Here is a 19,723-nt window from a genome sequence, read left to right on the forward strand (position 1 = left end):
CCGACCATGACCTTCAACCCTGGCAAGAAGCTGTATATCAGCGACGTGACCCTGCGCGACGGCAGCCATGCCGTGCGTCACCAGTATTCCCTCGACAACGTGCAAACCATCGCCCGCGCCCTGGACAAGGCCCGTGTCGACTCCATCGAAGTGGCCCACGGCGACGGCCTGCAAGGCTCTAGCTTCAACTACGGCTTTGGTGCCCATACCGACCTTGAGTGGATCGAGGCGGTCAGCGATGTGATCCGCCACGCCAAGGTCGCCACCCTGTTGCTGCCGGGCATTGGCACGGTGCACGACCTCAAGGCCGCGTACAACGCCGGGGCGCGGGTGGTGCGGGTAGCCACCCATTGCACCGAGGCCGACTGCGCCCGCCAGCACATCGAGTTCGCGCGCACCCTGGGCATGGACACCGTGGGTTTCCTGATGATGAGCCACCTCACCAGCCCGCAGAACCTGGCCGTCGAAGCCAAGAAAATGGAAAGCTACGGCGCCACCTGCATCTACGTGGTGGACTCCGGCGGCGCCATGGGCATGCACGACATCCGTGAGCGTTTCCGCGCGGTGAAGGCCGTGCTCAAGCCTGAGACCGAAACCGGCATGCATGCCCACCACAACCTGTCGCTGGGGGTGGCCAACTCCATCGTCGCCGTGGAGGAGGGCTGCGACCGCATCGACGCCAGTCTCGCCGGCATGGGCGCCGGTGCGGGCAATGCGCCGCTGGAGGTGTTCATCGCCGCCGCCGACCGCATGGGCTGGAACCACGGCACTGACCTGTACGCACTGATGGACGCCGCCGACGACATTGTGCGCCCACTGCAGGACCGCCCGGTGCGGGTGGACCGCGAGACCCTGGCCCTGGGTTACGCCGGGGTGTATTCGAGCTTTTTGCGGCATGCCGAAGTCGCGGCCAGGCGCTACGACCTCAAGACCGTGGACATCCTCGTGGAACTGGGCAAACGCCGCATGGTGGGCGGGCAGGAGGACATGATCGTCGACGTCGCACTCGACCTGCTTAACCGGTGATTTCACTTGCTGGTGGAGAACCCAATGTGGGAGCGACGGTGCGACGATTCGACTTGCTCGCGAAGACGTTGGGCCAGCCACTGATGTGTTAACTGACACACCGCTTTCGCGAGCAAGTCGCACCGCCGCTCCCACAGGTGATCGGATTTCAAACTGGAAAATTTGCGTTGCAGTACATTGGCTTCACCCCAAGACAACTCCAAAAACAGGGGAACATTGATGAACAGCAAGACTGCCAACCTAGGCGCAACAATTGATAACAACAGGATTTCCGGCTACCAGATCATGGTGCTGGTCTTGTGCTTCCTGGTGGTACTGGTGGACGGCTTCGACACCGCCGTCATCGGCTACATCGCCCCGGCCCTGCGCCAGGAATGGGGCCTGCAACCGGCGCAACTGTCCCCGGCCTTCGGCGCCGGGCTGTTCGGCCTGATGGTCGGCGCGTTTATCTTCGGCCCGGTGGCCGATGCCTACGGGCGCAAGAAGGTGTTGCTGGTCTCGGTGCTGATCTTCAGCCTCGGCACCCTGGCTTCGGCATATTCCACCTCCATCGACATGCTCACCGCCTTGCGCTTTCTCACCGGCATCGGCCTGGGCGGGGCGATGCCGACGTGCATCACCTTGAGCGCCGAGTATTCGCCGGCCCGGCGCCGGATGATCATGGTCACCTTGAGCTACAGCGGGTTCACCACCGGCCTGGCGCTCGGCGGTGCGGTGGCCAGCCAGATCATCCCGGTGTTCGGCTGGCGTGGCGTGCTGATGATCGGTGGCATCGTGCCGTTGCTGTTGCTGCCATTGCTGGCGTGGTTGCTGCCCGAATCGGTGCGCTTCATGGCTGCTCATCCGCAGCATGCCGATGCGCTGCGCAAGGTGATGGGCAAGATCACCGGCCGCAACGACCTGCACGACGTCACCTTCATCGAGCCGCAAAGCCCGGTGGCCGTGCGTTCGCCGATCTCGCAACTGTTCATCGAAAACCGTGCCCTGCGCACCGTGCTGTTGTGGGGCACGTTCTTCTGCTCCTTGTTTGTGTTCTATCTCCTGACCAGCTGGCTGCCGAGCATCCTCAAGGACGCCGGCTACGACATCGCCGCCGCTGCGCGGATCGGTGCGATGGTGCCGCTGGGCGGCACCGTGGGCGCCATTCTCATGGCGTTGCTGATGGACCGTGTCAGCCCGTATCGGGTATTGGGCCTGGCCTACCTCGGTTCGGCGCTGGTGATCGCGCTGATTGGTTTTGTGCTGGCGGACGCGTTCTGGCTGGGGCTCACGGTGTTCATGGTCGGCTTTGGCGTTGCCGGGGCGCAGAACGGCTTGAACCTGCTGTCGGCGAGCATCTACCCGACGGCAGCACGGGCGACCGGCGTGAGCTGGGCCATGGCCAACGGGCGGGTGGGTTCGATCATCGGTTCGGTGCTCGGCGCATGGCTGATCGCGCAGCTGGGCCAGCCCTCAGTGTTCTTTGTGGTGCTGGCGATTCCCGCGTTGTTCGGTTCGATTGCGATCTTCTCTTTGCAGCGCATGACCGAAAAAAAGCGCGGGCCTGAGGTCACCGTACTCCCAACCTGACACCCCTGTTTTTGTAGGAGCCGGCTTGCCGGCGATGAGGACTTTGCCTTCATCGCAGGCCTCAAAACCGCCATCGCCGGCAAGCCGGCTCCTACAAGTTTTAGCTGCACCCCACACAACAATAAAAGCCAACGGGTACACCCAATGAAAACTTCCGTATTCCAAGCGGCGCCTGCGTGCGCCTGCGTTTTGCTCGCCGTCAGCTCGGTCGCCCAGGCCGAAGGCTTCATCGATGATGCCCACGCCAAGCTTGAGGCGCGCAACGTCTACTTCAACCAGGACAACCGCAGTGGCCCGGCCCAGCCGTCCAAGCTGGAGGAGTGGGGCCAGGGCTTTATCCTCAACTTCACATCCGGCTACACCCAGGGCCCGGTAGGTGTTGGCGTGGACGCACTGGGCATGCTCGGCATTCGCCTGGATTCCGGGCGCGGCACCCACGGCAACCCCAACAGCGTGACCCAGGGCGGGTTCGTCTTCCCCACCGACAGCGACGGGCGCGCGGTCAGTGACTTCAGCAGCCTGGGGCTGACCGGCAAGGTGCGCGTGGCCAAGACTGAACTGAAAGTGGGCACCCTGATGCCAAGGTTGCCGGTGGTGGTCTACAACGATGGCCGGTTGTTGCCGGAAACCTTCCAGGGTTGGCAGGCCACGTCCAAGGACTTCGACAACTTCACCCTGATCGGCGGACGCTTGAGCGGTGTGAAAAGCCGTAACTCGTCCAACAACGAAGACCTCGCCATCAGCGGGGCTGGCGGCCCGACCGGCAAGCGCAGCAACCAGTTCTACTACGCCGGCGTGGATTACACGCTGCGCCCGAACCTGTTGTTGCAGTACTACTACGGCGACCTCGAAGACTTCTACCAGCAGCACTTCGTCGGCCTGGTCCACACCCTGACCCTGCCGGTGGGCAGCTTCAAAACTGACCTGCGCTTTTTCGACAGTTCATCGGACGGCCGCAACGGCAACGTTGCCGGGCGTGCCGAGGGCTATCGCAGCACCGGTTACCACAACAACGGTGAAGTCGATAACCGCGTGCTGGCGGGGCTGTTCACCTACAGCCTGGGCGGCCATGCGGTGAGCCTGGGCTACCAGCACCTCAACGGTTCCAGCGACTTTCCGTTCCTCAATCAAGGCGACGGCTCGGCGACCTACCTGATCACCGACCGCCAGACCGGCGCACGTTTCCAGCGCGCCGGGGAGAACACCTGGGTGGCGCAACATGCGTTCAACTTTGCCACGTTAGGGTTGCCGGGGCTGACCTCCCAAGTGGTCTACCAGCGTGGCGGGGATATCAAGTCCGACCAGGGCCCGCAGCACGAGTGGGAACGTGATGTGATGCTGACCTATGCCTTCCAGAGCAAGCCGCTCACCGGGTTCGCCGTGCAGTGGCGCAATGCGATGCTGCGCAGCACCGTGGCTACACAGCGGGACCTGGATGAGAACCGGCTTTATCTGACCTATACCCACGCGTTTTTCTAAGGCCGGGCAAAAATCAAAATGTGGGAGCGTCGAACCGCCGCTCCCACATTTAGGATTGTGTTGTACTCACCAGCACTGCCTGCTCTCGCTCTGCGCTGTTGACGTTGACGGTGCGCGCGAAGCTCACGCCGTCACCTTCGAACACGCACACCACCCGGTCCCTGAAGGCCGTCTGCGGGTAGATCCAGGTCATTTCCAGGGTCTGGGCATTCAGCCAGCGAGCGCCGGCGACGATCTGCGCATTGTGGAATTCATAGCCATGGTGCAAGGCGCGGCCGGGCATGCTGGTGTTGCCTGGCAGCCAGTCGTCGATGCCCACGCTCAGGCGGTGAGTCGCTTGGTTGTCGGTCAATTCGAACGTCAGCACACCCGCCCGGAAGTCGAACGACAACTGCTTCACGCCCAACCCGTTCTCGGCCATCGCAAACACGCGCGTCGAGTCTGCGGGTGCCGCACAGGCTGAAACCAATAACGGCCGCTCAGCCATGCTCGCCAAGCGCGCCTCCAGTCGCGCATCCGCCTCGGGCGTCCCACCGCCGCCAAACGCCGCCGGAAAATACCGCTCGATAAACGGAATGATCTCGGCCGAGTTCTTCATGCCGCCGACCACTACCAGCGTCGCGCCATGTTCGCGGTACACCGCCGCCATCTGCACAAACACACCCAGTGCACTGAAGGCACCGCCCGGTTTCATCATCCAGTGGTAGCCGTAGCGGCTGTCCGGCCCGCCCTGGGGCCGGGTCGCGGCTTCGACCCAGGCTGCCGGCAGGATTTGTCGGCCTTCCCATACGCCATTTTGCCCGTGCAGCACCGCCAGCTTGAGTGCCGCCGACACCGGTGCGGTGAGGCCATTGCCGCCGGGGTTCACGCCGTCGGGGCCGATGTCCCAGGTTTCGTTGTGAATGGCCAGCGGCTCGAACAGGCGCGGCTTGAGGTAGTCGTGGAGGGTTTGCCCGGTGACGCGGTTGATCAGCGCCGAGAGCATGTAGCTGGCGGCGCTGGTGTAGACGTATTCGGTGCCGGGCGCATAGGCCAGGGGAATCTTGAAAAATTCGGCGATCCAGCTGGTGTCGATGCCGCGCCACACGGAACCGGAGGTGTTGCTGGCATGGCCGGTGCGCATGGTCAGCAGGTGTTCGACGGTCATATCGCTCAGGCGCGGGTCGGCGTCGGCCGGTACGTCGTCGGGGAAGAAGGTCACCAGCCGGTCATCGAGCCTGAGCAACCCCTCATCGATCGCCAGGCCGATGGCGCAACCGGTGAAGCTCTTGGCCATGGAGTGCAGCACGCGAGGCTCATTGGGGTCGACCGGCCAGGTCCAGCCTTCGGCGACGACGTGGCCATGGCGATACAGCATGAAGCCGTGCAGGTCGAGGCCAGCGGCCTTGACCTCGTCGAGAAAGGCGATCAGGCGGTCGGGGTCCACGCCCACGCTGCTGGCACTGGCGCGGGGCAAACCATCATAGGAAATCGGGGGCATGTAGGGGCTCGCGGGTAGGGTGGGTCAACGGTTGCGGTGCACCAGCCGGGAATAGGAAATCAGCATGCTGGTGAGCTCCTGGCTGACCCCGGTGAGGGGCGAGGAGCGGCGACTGATCAGGCACACATCGCGCGACGCCAGCGGCTCTTCGATGGCGATGGTGGTCAAGGCGCTGGAAAACAGCTTCATCCCCGGCAGCATGCGCGGCTCGATGGTGAGGTAGTCGGTTTCGGAGACGATGTGCAGGGTTTCCAGCAGGGAGTCGGTGGTGATGGCGATTTTCGGCGGTGCCAGGCCCTGGGTGCGGAACAGCTCCACCAGGCGGTTTTCTGCGCCGCCGATGACGCCGGTGGAGCGCACGCTGATCCATTGGCAGTCGACCAGTTCCCGCACCGACCTGGCCTGGGCCAGGGGATGGCCCTTGCGCGCAATGATGCCGGCGCTGGACGGGTAGAGGCGGTCGATGGACAGGTCGATGTCGGTGACATTGGGCGCCAGCGGGCACAACACGAAATCCAGCCGGCCGTCGCGGACCTTTTCTACCAGGCCCTTGGTGGTGCCGCTGGCCACGTGCACCTGGATACGCGGGAAGCGCTGGGTGAAGTTGCTCAGCACCGGCACCAGCAGCTCGGCCAGGGGTTCGGAGGTGACACCCAGGTCGATATGGCCTTCAGGCTCGCCTTTCCAGGGTTGCAGGTCGAGCAAGGCGCGTTCGCAGTCCAGGGTGATGGAGCGGGCACGCACCAGGAACACTTCGCCGGCCGGGGTCAGGTTGATGCCTTGGTTGGAGCGTTGCAGCAGCACCACGCCCAGTTCCTTTTCCAGGGTCTGGATCGATTGGGTCAGGGTGCTTTGCGCCACATCCAACTGGCGTGCGGCAGAGCGGAAACTGCCTTTTTCGACCACGGCACAGAATGCACGAAGGTGGGTGAGAGTCATGAAGGACTGCCTCAGGTTTCAGCATTTAAACCATTGAATGCCCGCCAGCTTATCTGATGGCTATAGGTGCGCACAGATCGGTTTGGCCGATCAGGTTCATTATTTTTGAACGCATGCAAACGGCTCCAATCCCTGATTTTTCGGTAGGCTGCAGGCAGGTCACGCGCGGCTCGGCAGGTGATCGGAAAAGCCGAGCCTGATCACTTGGAGCGTTCTTCTCAAGCTTGCCGCACGAAGAATAAGATCGGTCCAGGAACATTCGCCAACCGTGAAGGCGACCAGAACAACAACAATTATCCAGGAGTTCGGCCGTGCCTCTTATTGGGTCCTGCCAGCGTCCGAACTCCATGCGTAAGGAATCTTTAAGGTGCAGTTATCCATGAACAAGACTTTTATCCTGGCAGGCGCCTTGTCTGCGGCACTGGTGGGCACTGCCCATGCTGAAAGTGTGTTGAAGGTGGCGCTCAACGCTGACATCCGCAGCACCGACCCGGGTGTGAACCGCGACACCAACTCCGATGCGGTGATCATGCACATCACCGAAGGGCTGGTGGCCTTTCGCGAAGACGCCACCGTCGGCCCGCTGCTGGCGAAGGACGTGCAGGTGTCCGACGACGGCCTGCGCTACACCTTCCACCTGCGTGACGGGGTGAAGTTCCAGAATGGCAAGCCGCTGACCTCCGCCGAGGTGCTGTGGACCTGGAAGCGCTTCCTCGACCCCAAGACCCAATGGCGTTGCGCGCCTGAATTCGATGGGCATGGCGGCGCAAAGATCGTCGACATGAGCGCCCCGGACCCGCTGACAGTGGTGTTCACCCTCGACAAGCCCAACGGCCTGTTCCTCACCAGCACCGCGCTGCCCGAATGTGGCGGCAGTGGCATCCTGCACCCGGACTCGGTGGCGGCCGACGGCAGCTGGAAAGCCCCGATCGGCACCGGCCCGTTCCGCTTGGGCGACTGGAAGCCCGGTCAATATGTCGAACTGCTGCGTAACGCCGACTACAGCGCCCGCGATGAAAAAGCCCCCGACGGCTACACCGGTAACAAGAGCACCACCCTTGACCGCGTGCGCCTGCTGGTGATCCCGGACCCGGCGGCGGCCAAGGCGGCGCTGCTGTCGAAGAACGTTGACCTGCTGATCGACGTCACCCCGCTGGACGCCACCGAACTGGCGGCCAACCCGAATGTGCGGGTGACCTCCAGCGGCACCATGTCGGTCAACGCCTTGCTGTTCCAGACCCGCGACCCGCTGCTCAAAGATGTGCGCCTGCGCCAGGCCATCGCCCATGCGCTGGACTCGGCGCAAATCGTCGAAGCCCTCACCGGCGGGCGTTCCAAGGCCAACAACTCGATGGTCGCCAGCGGCAGCCATTACCACACCGCCGTCGAGGACCAGGGCTTTGCGTTCGACCCGGCCAAGACGGCGCAACTGCTGCGTGAAGCCGGCTACAAGGGCGAGCCGATCAAGCTGATCGTCAACAAGCGCTACGCCGCGATCTTCGACATGGGCGTGTTTGTGCAAGCCATGGCCAAGGCCAGCGGCATCAACCTGGAGCTGGAAACCCTGGAGTGGGGCACCCAGTTGGAACGCTACCAGAGTGGCAACTACCAGATGATGGCCTTCCCGTATTCCGAGCGCCTCGACCCGGCCCTGAGTTTCGACTCGATGACCGGCGACAAGGACAAGGAAGCGCGCAAGGTCTGGGACAACCCCGACGCCCGTCACTGGCTGCGTGAAGCCCAGCGCGAAGGCGACATCACCAAGCGCCAGGCGCTGTTCGACCAATTGCACCAGCAGATGATCAAGGACGTCCCGATGATCCCGATGTACAACGGCAACGCGATTGCCGCCAGTCGTGACTACGTCAAGGGCCTGCGCACCTGGCCGGTGTCCAAGCCGCGCCTGTGGACCGTCAGCGTCCCCAACTCCGGGAGTAATTGAGGATGTTCCGTTTTATCTCTCAACGCCTGGCCATGTCGATTCCGACCTTGCTGCTGATCTCGCTGATGGTCTTCGCGATCATCCGCCTGGTACCGGGTGACCCGGCGTTGCTGATGCTCGGCGACATGGCCGATGCCCACAGCCTGGAGGTGGCGCGTGCGTCCCTGGGCCTGGACCAGCCGTTGCCGATGCAGTTCCTGATCTGGTTCAAGGCGGTGCTCAGCGGCGACCTCGGGCATTCGATCACCACCAACGAAGCGGTGCTGCCGCTGATTCTCGACCGTTTCCAGGTGAGCGCCGGGATTGTGTTGGTCTCGGTGTTGCTGGCCGCCCTGATTGCGGTGCCGGCGGGCTTGCTCGCTGCTTGGAAACAGGACAGCGCGCTGGACTTTGGCGTGGTGTCGACCGCTACCCTGTTGCTGTCGATTCCCAGCTTCTGGTTGGGCCTGCTGTTGCTCTATGCGTTCGGCATCAAGCTGGGCTGGTTGCCGGTGGTGGGGTACGTGTCGTTTGGCCAGGCGCCATGGCAGGCCTTGAGTTTTATCGTGCTGCCGATTGTCACCCTGACGCTGGTGGAGCTGGGTGCGATTACCCGCATGGCCCGGGCCAGTGCGATTGAAGTGCTGCGCCTGGAGTACATCACCCATGCCCGTGCCAAGGGCCTGTCGGAGCGTGCGGTGTTGTGGCGGCATGCGCTGCGCAACTCGTTTGCACCGACGCTGACCCTGATCGGCCTGATCCTGGGCAACCTGCTCAGCGGTATCGCGGTGCTGGAAACCGTGTTCACTCTGCCCGGCATCGGCCGCCTGATGGTCGACGCCATCTACGCCCGGGACTACCCGGTGCTGCAAGGCTGCCTGTTGCTGGTGACCTTTGTTTATGTGCTGGTCAACCTGTTGGTGGACCTGCTGTACCCGCTCTTCGACCCCAGGGTTAAGTTATGAATAAGCCGCTTCCTGTTGCACCCGAGGTGCTGTTGCCTGCACCGGTGCGTGCCCCCAGGGCCTGGCGCGTGCCGCCGTTGAACGCGCTGATCGGTGCGTTCCTGTTGGGCTTGCTGTTGATCATGGCCGCGCTCGGCCTGGTGTGGACGCCCCATGACCCGCTGGCGCTGAACCTGCTGGCGCGGTTGCAGGCACCGACCGCCGCGCATTGGCTGGGTACTGATGAATACGGCCGCGATGTATTGAGCCGCCTGATGATCGGCGCGCACACCAGCCTGTGGGTCAGTGTGTTGACCGTGAGCATGGCGATTATCGCCGGCACGTTCCTCGGCTTGCTGGCCGGCTTCCTGCGCGGCTGGGTCGACCGTGGCCTGATGATGATCAACGACGCATTGCTGGCGTTCCCGGGGATCCTGTTGGCCCTGGGCCTGATGGCGATCATCGGCCCGAGCCTGTACGGCATTGTGTTTGCCCTGAGCCTGGCCTACACGCCGTCGGTGGTGCGAGTGGTGCGCGGTACCGTGCTGTCGCTGCGTGAGAAAGAGTTCGTCGAAGCCTCCCGGGTGATCGGCAACTCCGAGCTGTACACCATGCTACGCCACATCGCACCGAACTGCGTGGCCCCGGTGTGTGTGCTGGCTACCAGCATGTTCGGCTGGGCGATCCTCGCGGAAAGTGCGTTGAGCTTCCTCGGCCTGGGTGTGCCGCCACCGGCGGCGACCTGGGGCAACATGCTCGCGGCCAGCCGGCCGTATATCGCCACAGCCAGTTGGCTGGGGCTGTTTCCCGGTGTCTGCATCGCCATGGCGTTGCTGGCGTTCAACCTGTGTGGCGATGCCTTGCGTGACCGCCTTGATCCACGGATGAGTAAATGAGCATGCCTGACGTACTTTTGGCAGTCGATCACCTGAAAATCCGCGTCGGCGCCCACGGCCCGCTGGCGGTCAATGACTTGAGCTTCACCATCGCCCCCGGCGAGATCGTCGCCCTGGTGGGTGAGTCCGGCAGCGGCAAGACCATGGCCGCCCGCGCCGCCATCGGCCTGCTGCCGCCGCCGCTGGAACATTGTGGGGGCCAGGTGCGGTTCCAGGGCCATGACCTCAACAGCCTCAAGCCCGAGCAACTGCGCGAGCTGCGCGGGGCGAAGATCGGCATGGTGTTCCAGGAACCGATGGTGTCGCTCAACCCGTCCATGAGCATTGGCGAACAAATGGCCGAAGGGCTGCGCCTGCACACCAAGCTGACCGAGGCGCAGATTCGCGAGCGCAGCCTGGAGATGCTCGGCCACATCGGCATCAAGGATGCCGAGCGTTGCCTGGCCGCATTCCCCCATGAGTTCTCCGGCGGCATGCGCCAACGCATCATGCTCGCTTCGGTGATGCTGCTGCGCCCGGCGCTGCTGATCGCAGACGAACCCACTACCGCCCTGGATTGCCTGGCGCAGCTGGACGTGTTGAAGCTGATGCTCGACCTGACCCGCGAACAGGGCACGGCGATTCTGTTCATCAGCCATGACCTGTCGCTGGTGGCGCGCTACGCCCACAAGGTGGTGGTGATGCGCGAAGGCCGTGCGGTGGAGCAGGGCACCATCGAACAGATCCTGTTGGCGCCCAAGGCCGACTACACCCGGCAACTGCTGGAGGCCCTGCCGCGTCGCGGGGTGCTGGCAGACTTGCCGCAGGCCGACGGCCCACTGCTGACGGTCAAGGACGTGTGCATCGAGCATCCTGGCCCGCGCAGCCTTTGGGGGCGCACCGCGTTCAAGCGGGTGGTGCACTCGGCCAACCTGAGCATTGCGCCGGGGGAAACCCTGGCCCTGGTGGGCGGCAGCGGTTCGGGCAAGACCACCCTCGGCCGCGCCATTGTCGGCCTGAACAAAGCCTGTGCCGGCGCCATCGAGTTCGAGGGCGTGGACATTCTGAAGTCCGGCAACCGCGAACATCGCCTGCAATGCCAGATGATTTTCCAGGACCCGTACTCGTCCCTCGACCCGCGCATGAAGATCGGCGACATCCTCGCCGAACCCTTGCGCCACGTGCCCGGCATGAGCGCCGAGCAGAAGCGTGAGCGGGTGGCGAAGACGCTGCTGGACATCGGCCTGGCCGAGCAGTTTGTCGACCGTTTCCCGCACCAGCTTTCCGGAGGCCAGCGCCAGCGTGTCGCCATTGGGCGCGCCCTGGTGCGCCACCCGCGACTGGTGATTGCCGATGAGCCGATCTCGGCGTTGGACATGACCATCCAGAAGCAGATTCTGGAGCTGTTCGAGCGTTTGCAGGCCCAGTACGGCTTTGCCTGTCTGTTTATCTCCCACGACCTGGCGGCAGTAGAGCGCATCGCGCACCGGGTGGCGGTGATGAGCGAGGGCAGGGTGGTGGAAATGGGCGCGCGCGATGAGATCTTCGACCGCCCGCAACACCCGTACACCCGCAAGTTGCTGGCCGCCGCCAGCCCCTTGGAGAAGCTTGAAAACGGGGGCTACCGCATCCGCCAGGGCCCCGTACCGCTAGCGCTGTAACCAGGACTGACTTCACCCGCCGCGCAAATCAGCGACTTGCGCGAACGGCGAAGCCATGCCCGAAGAACAATAAAAACACCCCCAACCCCTCACTGCCAGGAGCTAAAAAAATGAAAAAATCCCTGACTCAATTCATCACCGGCGTAGGCGTCGTGAGCAGCGGGATGATCCCGTTCGCCGCCCATGCGGACTTCATCAAGGACAGCAGCGGTACGCTGGAATTGAAGAACTATTACTTCAACCGTGACTACCGGGAAGCCGCTTCCCAGTCGATGCGTGCGGAGTGGGCCCAAGGCTTTCTACTCGGTATCAAGTCCGGGTATACCGACGGCACCGTGGGTTTCGGCCTGGATGCAATCGGCATGCTGGGCCTGAAGCTCGACTCCAGCCCAGGGCTGTCCGGCACCGGCCTGTTGCAACGTGACAGCGACAAGCGCGCCTCCGACAGTTATTCCAAGCTCGGCGTGACCGCCAAGGCGCGCTTCGCCAAGAGCGAGCTGCGTGTGGGCTACCTGGTGCCGGACCTTCCGACCCTGCAACCCAACACCAGCCGGTTGTTCCCGCAGTCGTTCAGCGGCACGCAACTGGTGTCCAACGACATCAGCAACCTCAAGCTCAGCCTTGGCCAGCTGGACCAGGCCAAGGATCGCGACTCCACCAACTACGAAGACATGAAGCTGACCACCGTCAGCAAAGTCTACAAAAGCACGGCCCTGAGCGATCAGTTCCGCTTCGCCGGTGGCGATTATTCGCTCACACCCAACACCTTGCTCAGCTACCACTACGCGGCGCTGGACAGCATCTACCACCAGCAATATGGCGGCTTCAAAAACAACTTCGGCCTGGGCCCCGGCACCCTGAAAACCGACGTGCGCTACTTCAAGGCGGACAAGGACGGCGCGGGTCTGGCGGGGAATGTCGACAACCGCGCACTGAGTACGCGCCTGACCTACCAATACGGCGGCCACAGCATCGGCGGTGGTTTCCAGCGCCAGTACGGCACCACGCCGTTTACCTACCTGGACGGTTCGATCACGTACCTGTTCACCGAGTACCAGTTCACCAACTTCACCCAGACCAAGGAACAGGCCTGGCACGCGCGCTACGACTACAACTTTGCCGACCTGGGGCTGCCAGGCCTGCTGATGGGCATCAAGTACGCCAAGGGTGATTCGGCCGAGGTGGTCGGTTTCAACGGCGAGGGCCGTGAATGGGAACGTGACCTGGACATCAGCTACGTGGTGCAGAACGGTCCGTTCAAAGGCGTATCGATGCGTTGGCGCAACGCCCTGGCCAAGGGCAACTTCTACAACGACGTCAACGAGAACCGTGTGCTGTTGGGCTACACCCTGGCGCTCTGGTAGTCGACCCCTGTGGGAGCGGGCTTGCTGTGGCGAGCAAGCTTGCTTGCGCTGGGGTGCGAAGCGCCCCCAGACAGTCTGCTCCCACACTGATCGGATTATCAGATCGAGATAGCTGTAGCCGCCCTTACGGGCGATCACCCGGTCTCGTTAGTATTTTTCTCAAGGTCCATCACTCGAATATCGAGATTTCCGGTTTATGAAACTTAATCAACACCCCTTGCTGCAAGCGACACCGGGCACCCACAGGTACGTGGAAAGTGAGCATTACGGCGCGGCGGGTGCAGGTCGAAAAATCTATATTCAGGCGGCGCTGCATGCCGATGAAACCCCGGCGATGCTGGTGGCCGCGCAGCTGCGTCGGCACCTGGTGGCGCTGGAAAGTGCCGGGCGCCTGAATGCGCACGTTGTGCTGGTGGCAGTGGCCAACCCGGCGGGTCTGGGCCAGTACATCATGGGCGCCCCGAGCGGGCGTTTTGAACTGGGCAGCGGGCGCAATTACAACCGGGGTTTCCCGGTGCCATACCAGGCGATTGTCGGCAAGGTCGAACACCAGTTGGGCCAGGATATCCACGCCAACCGCGAGCTGATCCGCACTGCCTGGGGCGAATGCCTGCGCGCCGCCCATCCGATGGACGAATACCAGTCGCTGCAACAGACCCTGATGCTGCTGGCCCATGACGCCGACATCGTGCTGGACCTGCATTGCTCCCGCGAAGCGGCGATGCACCTCTACACCGGTGAGTCGGTGTGGCCGACCATCGAACCCCTGGCCCGTTACATCGGCGCCGAAGCTACGTTGCTGGCCACCGACTCCCAGGCCAATTCCTTCGATGAAGCGCTGTACCTGTTGTGGGTGAACTTGCGCGAACAATTGGGCGAGCGTTTCCCGATCCCCGACAGCAGCATTGCGGTGACGGTGGAGCACCGTGGCCAGCGCGACGTCTCCTATGAGCTGGCGGAGCATGACGCCGCCGCCATTATTGATTACCTGACCCACCTGGGCGCCATCGAAGGCACGCCGCGCCCCTTGCCGGCCCTACGCAACCCGGCCACGCCACTGGCGGGCAGCGAGCAGTTCTACGCGCCGAGCGCGGGCGTGCTGGTGCACCGCGCCGCGGTCGGCAGCCGCATTGAGGCGGGGCAGGCGTTGTTCGACATCGTCGAGCCCCACAGCGGCCAGACCGTGACGGTCAACAGCCAGACCACCGGAGTGCTGTACATGCGCCGTGATGTGCGCTTCGTGAAACCGGGCGACCCGCTGGGCCGGGTCTCCGGCGCCACGCCGATTCGCAGCGGCAAGCTGCTCAGCGCGTGATCTTGCGGCCATGAAATGCAATTCACTGTGGGAGCTGGCTTGCCTGCGATAGCGGTACATCAGACAGACCGTTATCGCAGGCAAGCCAGCTCCCACAGTTGATCTTCATTGTTTGATAAACCTTCTTCTTGCAGGACACCCCCCATGCACTCCAACCCGGCAATCACCCTCGAAAACCGTTTCTGCGCCCATAACTATTCGCCACTGCCGGTGGTCATCGTCAAGGGCGAAGGCGTGTGGGTCATTGGCAATGACGGCAAGCGCTACCTGGACATGATGTCGGCCTATTCGGCTGTCAGCCACGGCCATGTGCACCCGCGTATCCGCGCCGCCGCCGTGGCGCAGATCGACAAGATCAGCGTGGTGTCACGGGCGTTCTACAGTGAGCCGTTGGGCAACTTCCTCCAGGCCCTGTGCCGCATTACCGGGTTTGATTCGGTGCTGCCGATGAACAGTGGCGCCGAGGCGGTGGAAACCGCGATCAAGGCCGCGCGCCGCTGGGGCTACCGGGTCAAGGGCATTGCCGCGAACCAGGCCAAAATCGTGGTGGCCGACAACAACTTCCATGGCCGCACGTCCACGATTGTCGGCTTCTCTTCCGAGCCGGATTACAAGGCCGATTTCGGCCCGTTCTGCAATGGCTTCACCGAAGCGCGCTTTGGCGATATCGACAGTTTTCGCCAAGCGATCACCGCCGACACCTGCGCAGTACTGATCGAGCCAATCCAGGGCGAAGCCGGTATCCGGGTGCCGCCCGCCGGTTTCCTGCGTGCGCTGCGCCAGCTGTGCGACGAGACCAACACCTTGCTGATCCTCGATGAAATCCAGTCGGGCCTGGGCCGTACCGGCAAGTGGTTTGCCTTCCAGCACGAGGGCATTCGCCCGGATGCGCTGATCCTCGGCAAGGCCCTGGGCGGCGGGATCATGCCGGTGTCGGCGTTTGTGGCGGACCACTCGGTGATGGACCTGTTCGATGCTGGCAGCCACGGCTCCACGTTTGGCGGCAACCCGCTGGCCGCCGCCGTTGGCCTGGAAGCCTTGAACGTGCTGGAAGAGGAAGGCTTGATCGATAACAGCGCGACGCTGGGCCAGTACCTGGTGGAGCGCCTGAAGGCGATGAACGTACCGGCGGTCCGTGAGATTCGCGGGCGCGGTTTGTGGGTGGGCGTGGAGCTGGACCGCGATGCGCGGCCGATCTGCGAAGCGTTGCTCGCCGAAGGCCTGCTGACCAAAGAAACCCACGAAAACGTGCTGCGTATCGCGCCGCCACTGTCCATCACCCGTGAGGAACTGGACTGGGGCCTGGCTCGTATCGAGCGGGTGTTTGCAGCGCTATGAGCGACTTTCTCAACCACCTGACCATCGACCAGCAGCGCTACGCCTACATCGACCTGCATCAGCTGTTGACCCCGGCGCAGTTGCACCGGCTGCCGTACTCCCTGCGCATTCTGCTGGAGAACATCGCGCGTTGTGCGCCGGCATCCTTGCCACAGGTGCTGGCGCGGGCGACGGCGGGGGGGCCGGACTGCGAGGTGCCGTTCCAGCCCAATCGCCTGATGTTCCATGACACCACCTGCCTGCCGGCCCTGGCGGATTTTGCCGGGATGCGCGACGTGGTGGCGGAACTGGGCGGCGACCCGACGGCAGTGAACCCGTCGATTCCGGCGGTGCTGACCATCGACCATTCGGTGATCGTCGAGCACTACGCCGAAGCCGGTGCGGTGGATGCCAACCTGGACATCGACTTTCGCCGCAACAGCGAGCGCTACCGGTTTATCAAGTGGGCCCAGGCCAGCCTGGACAACTTCAAGGTGATCCCGCCGGGCACCGGGATCATCCATCAGATGAACATGGAGTCCATCGCCCAGGTGGTGTGGGAAAGCCCCACCGCCGACGGCGGTGTGCTGCTGCACCCCGACTGCATGGTCGCCACCGACAGCCATACGCCGATGATCAACGCCATCGGCGTGCTGGGCTGGGGTGTGGGTGGCCTGGAAGGGCAGGCGGCCATGCTCGGTGAGCCGGTGCCGATCCCGTTTCCCCAGGTGGTGGGGATTCGCGTCAGCAATGCCCTGCGCCCAGGCGTGACCGCCACCGACCTGGCGCTGACCGTCACCGAACTGCTGCGCCAGCGCAGCATGGTGGGCAAGTTTGTCGAATTCAGCGGGCCGGGCCTGTCGAACCTGACGTGGGCGGCACGCGGTACGGTGGCGAACATGGCGCCGGAGTATGGCGCGACCGTGGTGTTTTTCCCGTTCGATGACGAGACGCTGGCCTACTTGGAATTGAGCGCCCGACCGGCGCCGCTGCTGGCCAAGGTCTCGGCCTATATGGCGGCGCAATCCTTGTGGCGGCAGGCGGGTGAACCGGAGCCGCAGTTCGATGAGTTGATCGAACTGGACCTGGCGCAGGTCGAGCCCAGTGTCGCCGGACCCCATCAGCCGCATCAGCGCCAGTCGCTGGCGGGCGCCGGCGCGTCCTTCCACCGGCATGTGCAGGGTGAGCCAGGGCAGCAGTTCTTCGAGCCGTCGTTTGAGGCGCCGCTGACCCATGGCGCGGTGGTGATGTCGGCCATTACCAGTTGCACCAACACCGCCAACCCGGCGCAGATGATCCAGGCCGGGCTGTTGGCGCGCAACGCCCGTGAGCGTGGCGTGGGGCGCAGGCCGTGGGTCAAGACATCGCTGTCGCCGGGGTCGCAGGTGGTGGCGGACTACCTCGGCGAGGCCGGGTTGCTGGAGGACTTTTCCGCCCTGGGGTTTGACCTGGCGGGGTTCGGTTGCATGACGTGCATCGGCAACTCCGGCAGCCTGGAGGCGCATGTCGAGGCGTTTGCCGGGCAGGGGCTCAAGGGCGTGGTGGTGCTGTCGGGCAATCGTAATTTCGAAGGCCGGGTCAACCCCCGGGTGCCCGCCGGATACCTGGCCTCGCCGGCACTGTGCGTGGCCTATGCGATTGCGGGCAGCATCGACATCGACCTGTCCTCCCAGCCATTGGCGCTGGATGACCGGGGCCTGCCGGTGTACCTGCATGACCTGATGCCCAGCGATGCCGACGTGGCCGCGCTGGTGGCGCGGGTGGTGCGCCCGCAGGTGTTCCGGCAGCGCCAGGACTTGCTCTGGCGCGGCACCCACCATTGGCAGGCGCTGGAGGCCGATGGCAGCGTGCAATTTGCTTGGAACCCCGATTCCACCTACCTGCGCCGCCCGCAGTATCTGGTGGGTGTGCAACCCCGACCGGTCAACCGCCTGGCCCTGAGCAATGCGCGGGCGTTGGTGGTGCTTGGCGATAACGTGACCACCGACCATATCTCGCCGGCCGGCACCATCCCGGCCCACAGCCTGGCCGGTGCCTGGCTGCGTGAGCGTGGCGAGGCCGAGGCGGACTTCAACCAGTATTCGACTCGGCGCAGCAACCACGAAGTGATGGTGCGCGGTGCCTTCACCAACCCGCGCCTGAACAACCTGCTGGACCGCACCCAAGCACCGCGCCAGGGCGTGTGGGCCTGGAATGCCGATCACAGTGAATACCTGCCGCTGTACCTGGCAGCGCACAGCTACGCGGGCACGCCGACGGTGTTGTTTGCCGGGGTCAACTACGGCGCCGGTTCCAGCCGCGATTGGGCGGCCAAGGTGTTGAGCCTGCTGGGGGTCAAGGCCGTGGTGGCGCGCAGTATCGAGCGTATTCACCGCAGCAACCTGATTGGCATGGGCGTGTTGCCGCTGGTGTTTGCCGATGGCGCTTCGGTGCAGGACTTGCAGCTCGACGGCAGTGAGCGGTTGACGTTCCTGGGGCTGGAGACCCTCCAGGTGGGTGAGAACCCGATCACCCTGCTGATCGATCGCGCTGACGGCAGTGTGTCCCACTGTGCATTGGCCTTGCGCCTCGACTCGCAGCAGGAGCTTGGGTACCTTGAGCACGGTGGGGTCTTGCCATTCGTGATTCGCAAGACCGTGCAACGAACCCGCCAAGGAGCACTCGATGGTTGACCCACGTGTCATGCAACAACTGGCCCCTGAGGGCGTGCTGCGCGCCGCGATCAACTTCGGCAACCCGGTACTGGCGCAACGCGGTGCAGGTGGCGAACCCCAAGGGGTTTCGGTGGAACTGGCCAAGGCGTTGGCCGAGGTATTGGGCGTCGAACTGCAATTGATCACCTTCGAGGCGGCGGGCAAGGTCTTCGCCGCCTTGGCCGAGGATGCCTGGCGTGTGGCATTCCTGGCGATCGAGCCGGTGCGCGAGCAGGAGATTGCCTTCAGCGCGCCTTACGTGGAGATCAAGGGCACGTGCCTGGTGGCCATGGATTCGTCCCTCACTCACGTCGCCCAACTGGACGCACCGGGCCGGCGCATCGCCGTGGGCCAGGGCGCCGCTTATGACCTGTATTTGAGCCGTACGCTCAAGCATGCGGAACTGGTGCGTGCGCCCACTTCGGCGGCGGCGGTGGACTGGTTTGTCGAGCAGGAACTGGATGCGGCGGCGGGCGTGCGGGATTTCCTGCGTACCCAGGTCAGTGCGCAACGGCGTCTGCTCGAAGATGACTTCATGACCATCCGCCAGGCCATGGCCGTACCGGTGGCGCATGCGGCCGCTGCCGCGTTCGTCAGATCCTTTGTCGAACGGCAGATCGCAAATGGCAGTGTGAAGCGAGGGTTGCTGGCCAGCGGCCAGAGTGCTGAGTTACAGGCGACGTAGGAAGGCTTTGACGATGTGGCGGGTGGCGTCGGTGGTGTCCAGTTCATCCATGGCGCCATAGGGATGCCACTGGCAGTCGACTATTTCGTTGCAAGGTTTTGCATCGGTGATGTTTACCACTGACGCTTCGAACACGTGGTGGACGGTGTCGCGGGCTTTCAATTCCTGCAAATACAACAGGCCGTCCACGTTCAATCCGGTTTCTTCCTGCAGCTCGCGTTCAGCCGCGCCGACCGCGCGCTCATGGCGTTCGACCTTGCCGCCCGGCAACGCCCATTTCGATCTGGCCTTGCGCACGAAGAGGATGTGCCCCTCGTGTTCGCAAATGACCGTTGCCCTGATTTTCATCGTGTCTGCCCCTGCACGGGATGAATGTCATAAAAGTGTAATGCAATTGTCATGCTCAGTGGTTATGGCGCGTGTCGGCGGGGATGTGGATACTGCCGGATTGATGA

Annotated in this window: 15 protein-coding genes; 12 read left to right on the forward strand and 3 right to left on the reverse strand. The window is 63.7% G+C overall.

Annotation, left to right across the window (positions count from 1 at the left end):
• Positions 1–6 precede the first annotated feature (6 nt).
• From dmpG to M2394_RS29080, 3 genes are all read left to right on the forward strand, one after another.
• Positions 7–1,026, forward strand: coding sequence for a 4-hydroxy-2-oxovalerate aldolase (gene dmpG, locus M2394_RS29070; RefSeq protein WP_178923757.1), 1,020 nt, complete (start codon positions 7–9; stop codon positions 1,024–1,026).
• 219 nt (positions 1,027–1,245) lie between these two features.
• On the forward strand, positions 1,246–2,595 hold the full coding sequence (locus M2394_RS29075; RefSeq protein WP_259175604.1) for an aromatic acid/H+ symport family MFS transporter: 1,350 nt from the start codon (positions 1,246–1,248) through the stop codon (positions 2,593–2,595).
• Positions 2,596–2,739: 144 nt separating this feature from the next.
• Positions 2,740–4,074, forward strand: a complete 1,335-nt coding sequence (locus M2394_RS29080; protein ID WP_259175605.1) for an OprD family porin — start codon at positions 2,740–2,742, stop codon at positions 4,072–4,074.
• A gap of 49 nt (positions 4,075–4,123) precedes the next feature.
• Here M2394_RS29080 and M2394_RS29085 read toward each other — a convergent pair whose 3' ends face one another.
• Together M2394_RS29085 and M2394_RS29090 are read right to left on the reverse strand one after the other, a co-directional pair.
• Positions 4,124–5,554, reverse strand: coding sequence for a serine hydrolase (locus tag M2394_RS29085; RefSeq protein WP_259175606.1), 1,431 nt, complete (start codon positions 5,552–5,554; stop codon positions 4,124–4,126).
• A gap of 24 nt (positions 5,555–5,578) precedes the next feature.
• A complete protein-coding gene (locus M2394_RS29090; RefSeq protein WP_178923749.1) occupies positions 5,579–6,493 on the reverse strand; it encodes a LysR substrate-binding domain-containing protein in 915 nt (304 codons plus the stop codon).
• Positions 6,494–6,872: 379 nt separating this feature from the next.
• On the opposite strand from M2394_RS29090, the gene M2394_RS29095 reads away from it, so the two are divergent.
• The 9 genes from M2394_RS29095 (at position 6,873) to M2394_RS29135 (ending at position 19,268) form a co-directional block, all read left to right on the forward strand.
• Entirely contained in the window at positions 6,873–8,435 is a 1,563-nt protein-coding gene (locus M2394_RS29095) for an ABC transporter substrate-binding protein (RefSeq protein ID WP_259175607.1), read from the forward strand.
• Positions 8,436–8,437: 2 nt separating this feature from the next.
• On the forward strand, positions 8,438–9,379 hold the full coding sequence (locus tag M2394_RS29100) for an ABC transporter permease (RefSeq protein WP_178923745.1): 942 nt from the start codon (positions 8,438–8,440) through the stop codon (positions 9,377–9,379).
• Positions 9,376–10,254, forward strand: coding sequence for an ABC transporter permease (locus tag M2394_RS29105; RefSeq protein WP_178923743.1), 879 nt, complete (start codon positions 9,376–9,378; stop codon positions 10,252–10,254). Before M2394_RS29100 ends, M2394_RS29105 begins: the two co-directional genes overlap by 4 nt.
• Complete coding sequence (locus tag M2394_RS29110; RefSeq protein WP_259175608.1) at positions 10,251–11,894, forward strand: ABC transporter ATP-binding protein; 1,644 nt, start codon at positions 10,251–10,253, stop codon at positions 11,892–11,894. Before M2394_RS29105 ends, M2394_RS29110 begins: the two co-directional genes overlap by 4 nt.
• Before the next feature lie 110 nt (positions 11,895–12,004).
• A complete protein-coding gene (locus M2394_RS29115; protein ID WP_259175609.1) occupies positions 12,005–13,258 on the forward strand; it encodes an OprD family porin in 1,254 nt (417 codons plus the stop codon).
• A gap of 196 nt (positions 13,259–13,454) precedes the next feature.
• Positions 13,455–14,573 (forward strand): succinylglutamate desuccinylase/aspartoacylase family protein, encoded by a 1,119-nt coding sequence (locus M2394_RS29120; protein WP_259175610.1) that lies wholly within the window; start codon positions 13,455–13,457, stop codon positions 14,571–14,573.
• A 144-nt stretch (positions 14,574–14,717) separates the two neighbouring features.
• Positions 14,718–15,911 carry an ornithine--oxo-acid transaminase gene (gene rocD / locus M2394_RS29125; RefSeq protein WP_259175611.1) on the forward strand — a complete coding sequence of 398 codons (1,194 nt, stop codon included), beginning with the start codon at positions 14,718–14,720 and terminating at the stop codon, positions 15,909–15,911.
• On the forward strand, positions 15,908–18,562 hold the full coding sequence (gene acnA / locus M2394_RS29130; protein WP_259175612.1) for an aconitate hydratase AcnA: 2,655 nt from the start codon (positions 15,908–15,910) through the stop codon (positions 18,560–18,562). Before rocD ends, acnA begins: the two co-directional genes overlap by 4 nt.
• Positions 18,555–19,268: a transporter substrate-binding domain-containing protein gene (locus tag M2394_RS29135; RefSeq protein ID WP_259175613.1), complete on the forward strand. Its 714-nt coding sequence runs from the start codon at positions 18,555–18,557 to the stop codon at positions 19,266–19,268. The genes acnA and M2394_RS29135 overlap by 8 nt, the downstream gene beginning before the upstream one ends.
• Here M2394_RS29135 and M2394_RS29140 read toward each other — a convergent pair.
• Positions 19,254–19,616, reverse strand: a complete 363-nt coding sequence (locus M2394_RS29140; RefSeq protein ID WP_178923728.1) for an NUDIX hydrolase — start codon at positions 19,614–19,616, stop codon at positions 19,254–19,256. The two genes, M2394_RS29135 and M2394_RS29140, sit on opposite strands and share 15 nt — an antisense overlap.
• Positions 19,617–19,723: the final 107 nt, after the last annotated feature.

The sequence above is a fragment of the Pseudomonas sp. BIGb0164 genome (assembly GCF_024810135.1).
Taxonomy (GTDB): domain Bacteria; phylum Pseudomonadota; class Gammaproteobacteria; order Pseudomonadales; family Pseudomonadaceae; genus Aquipseudomonas.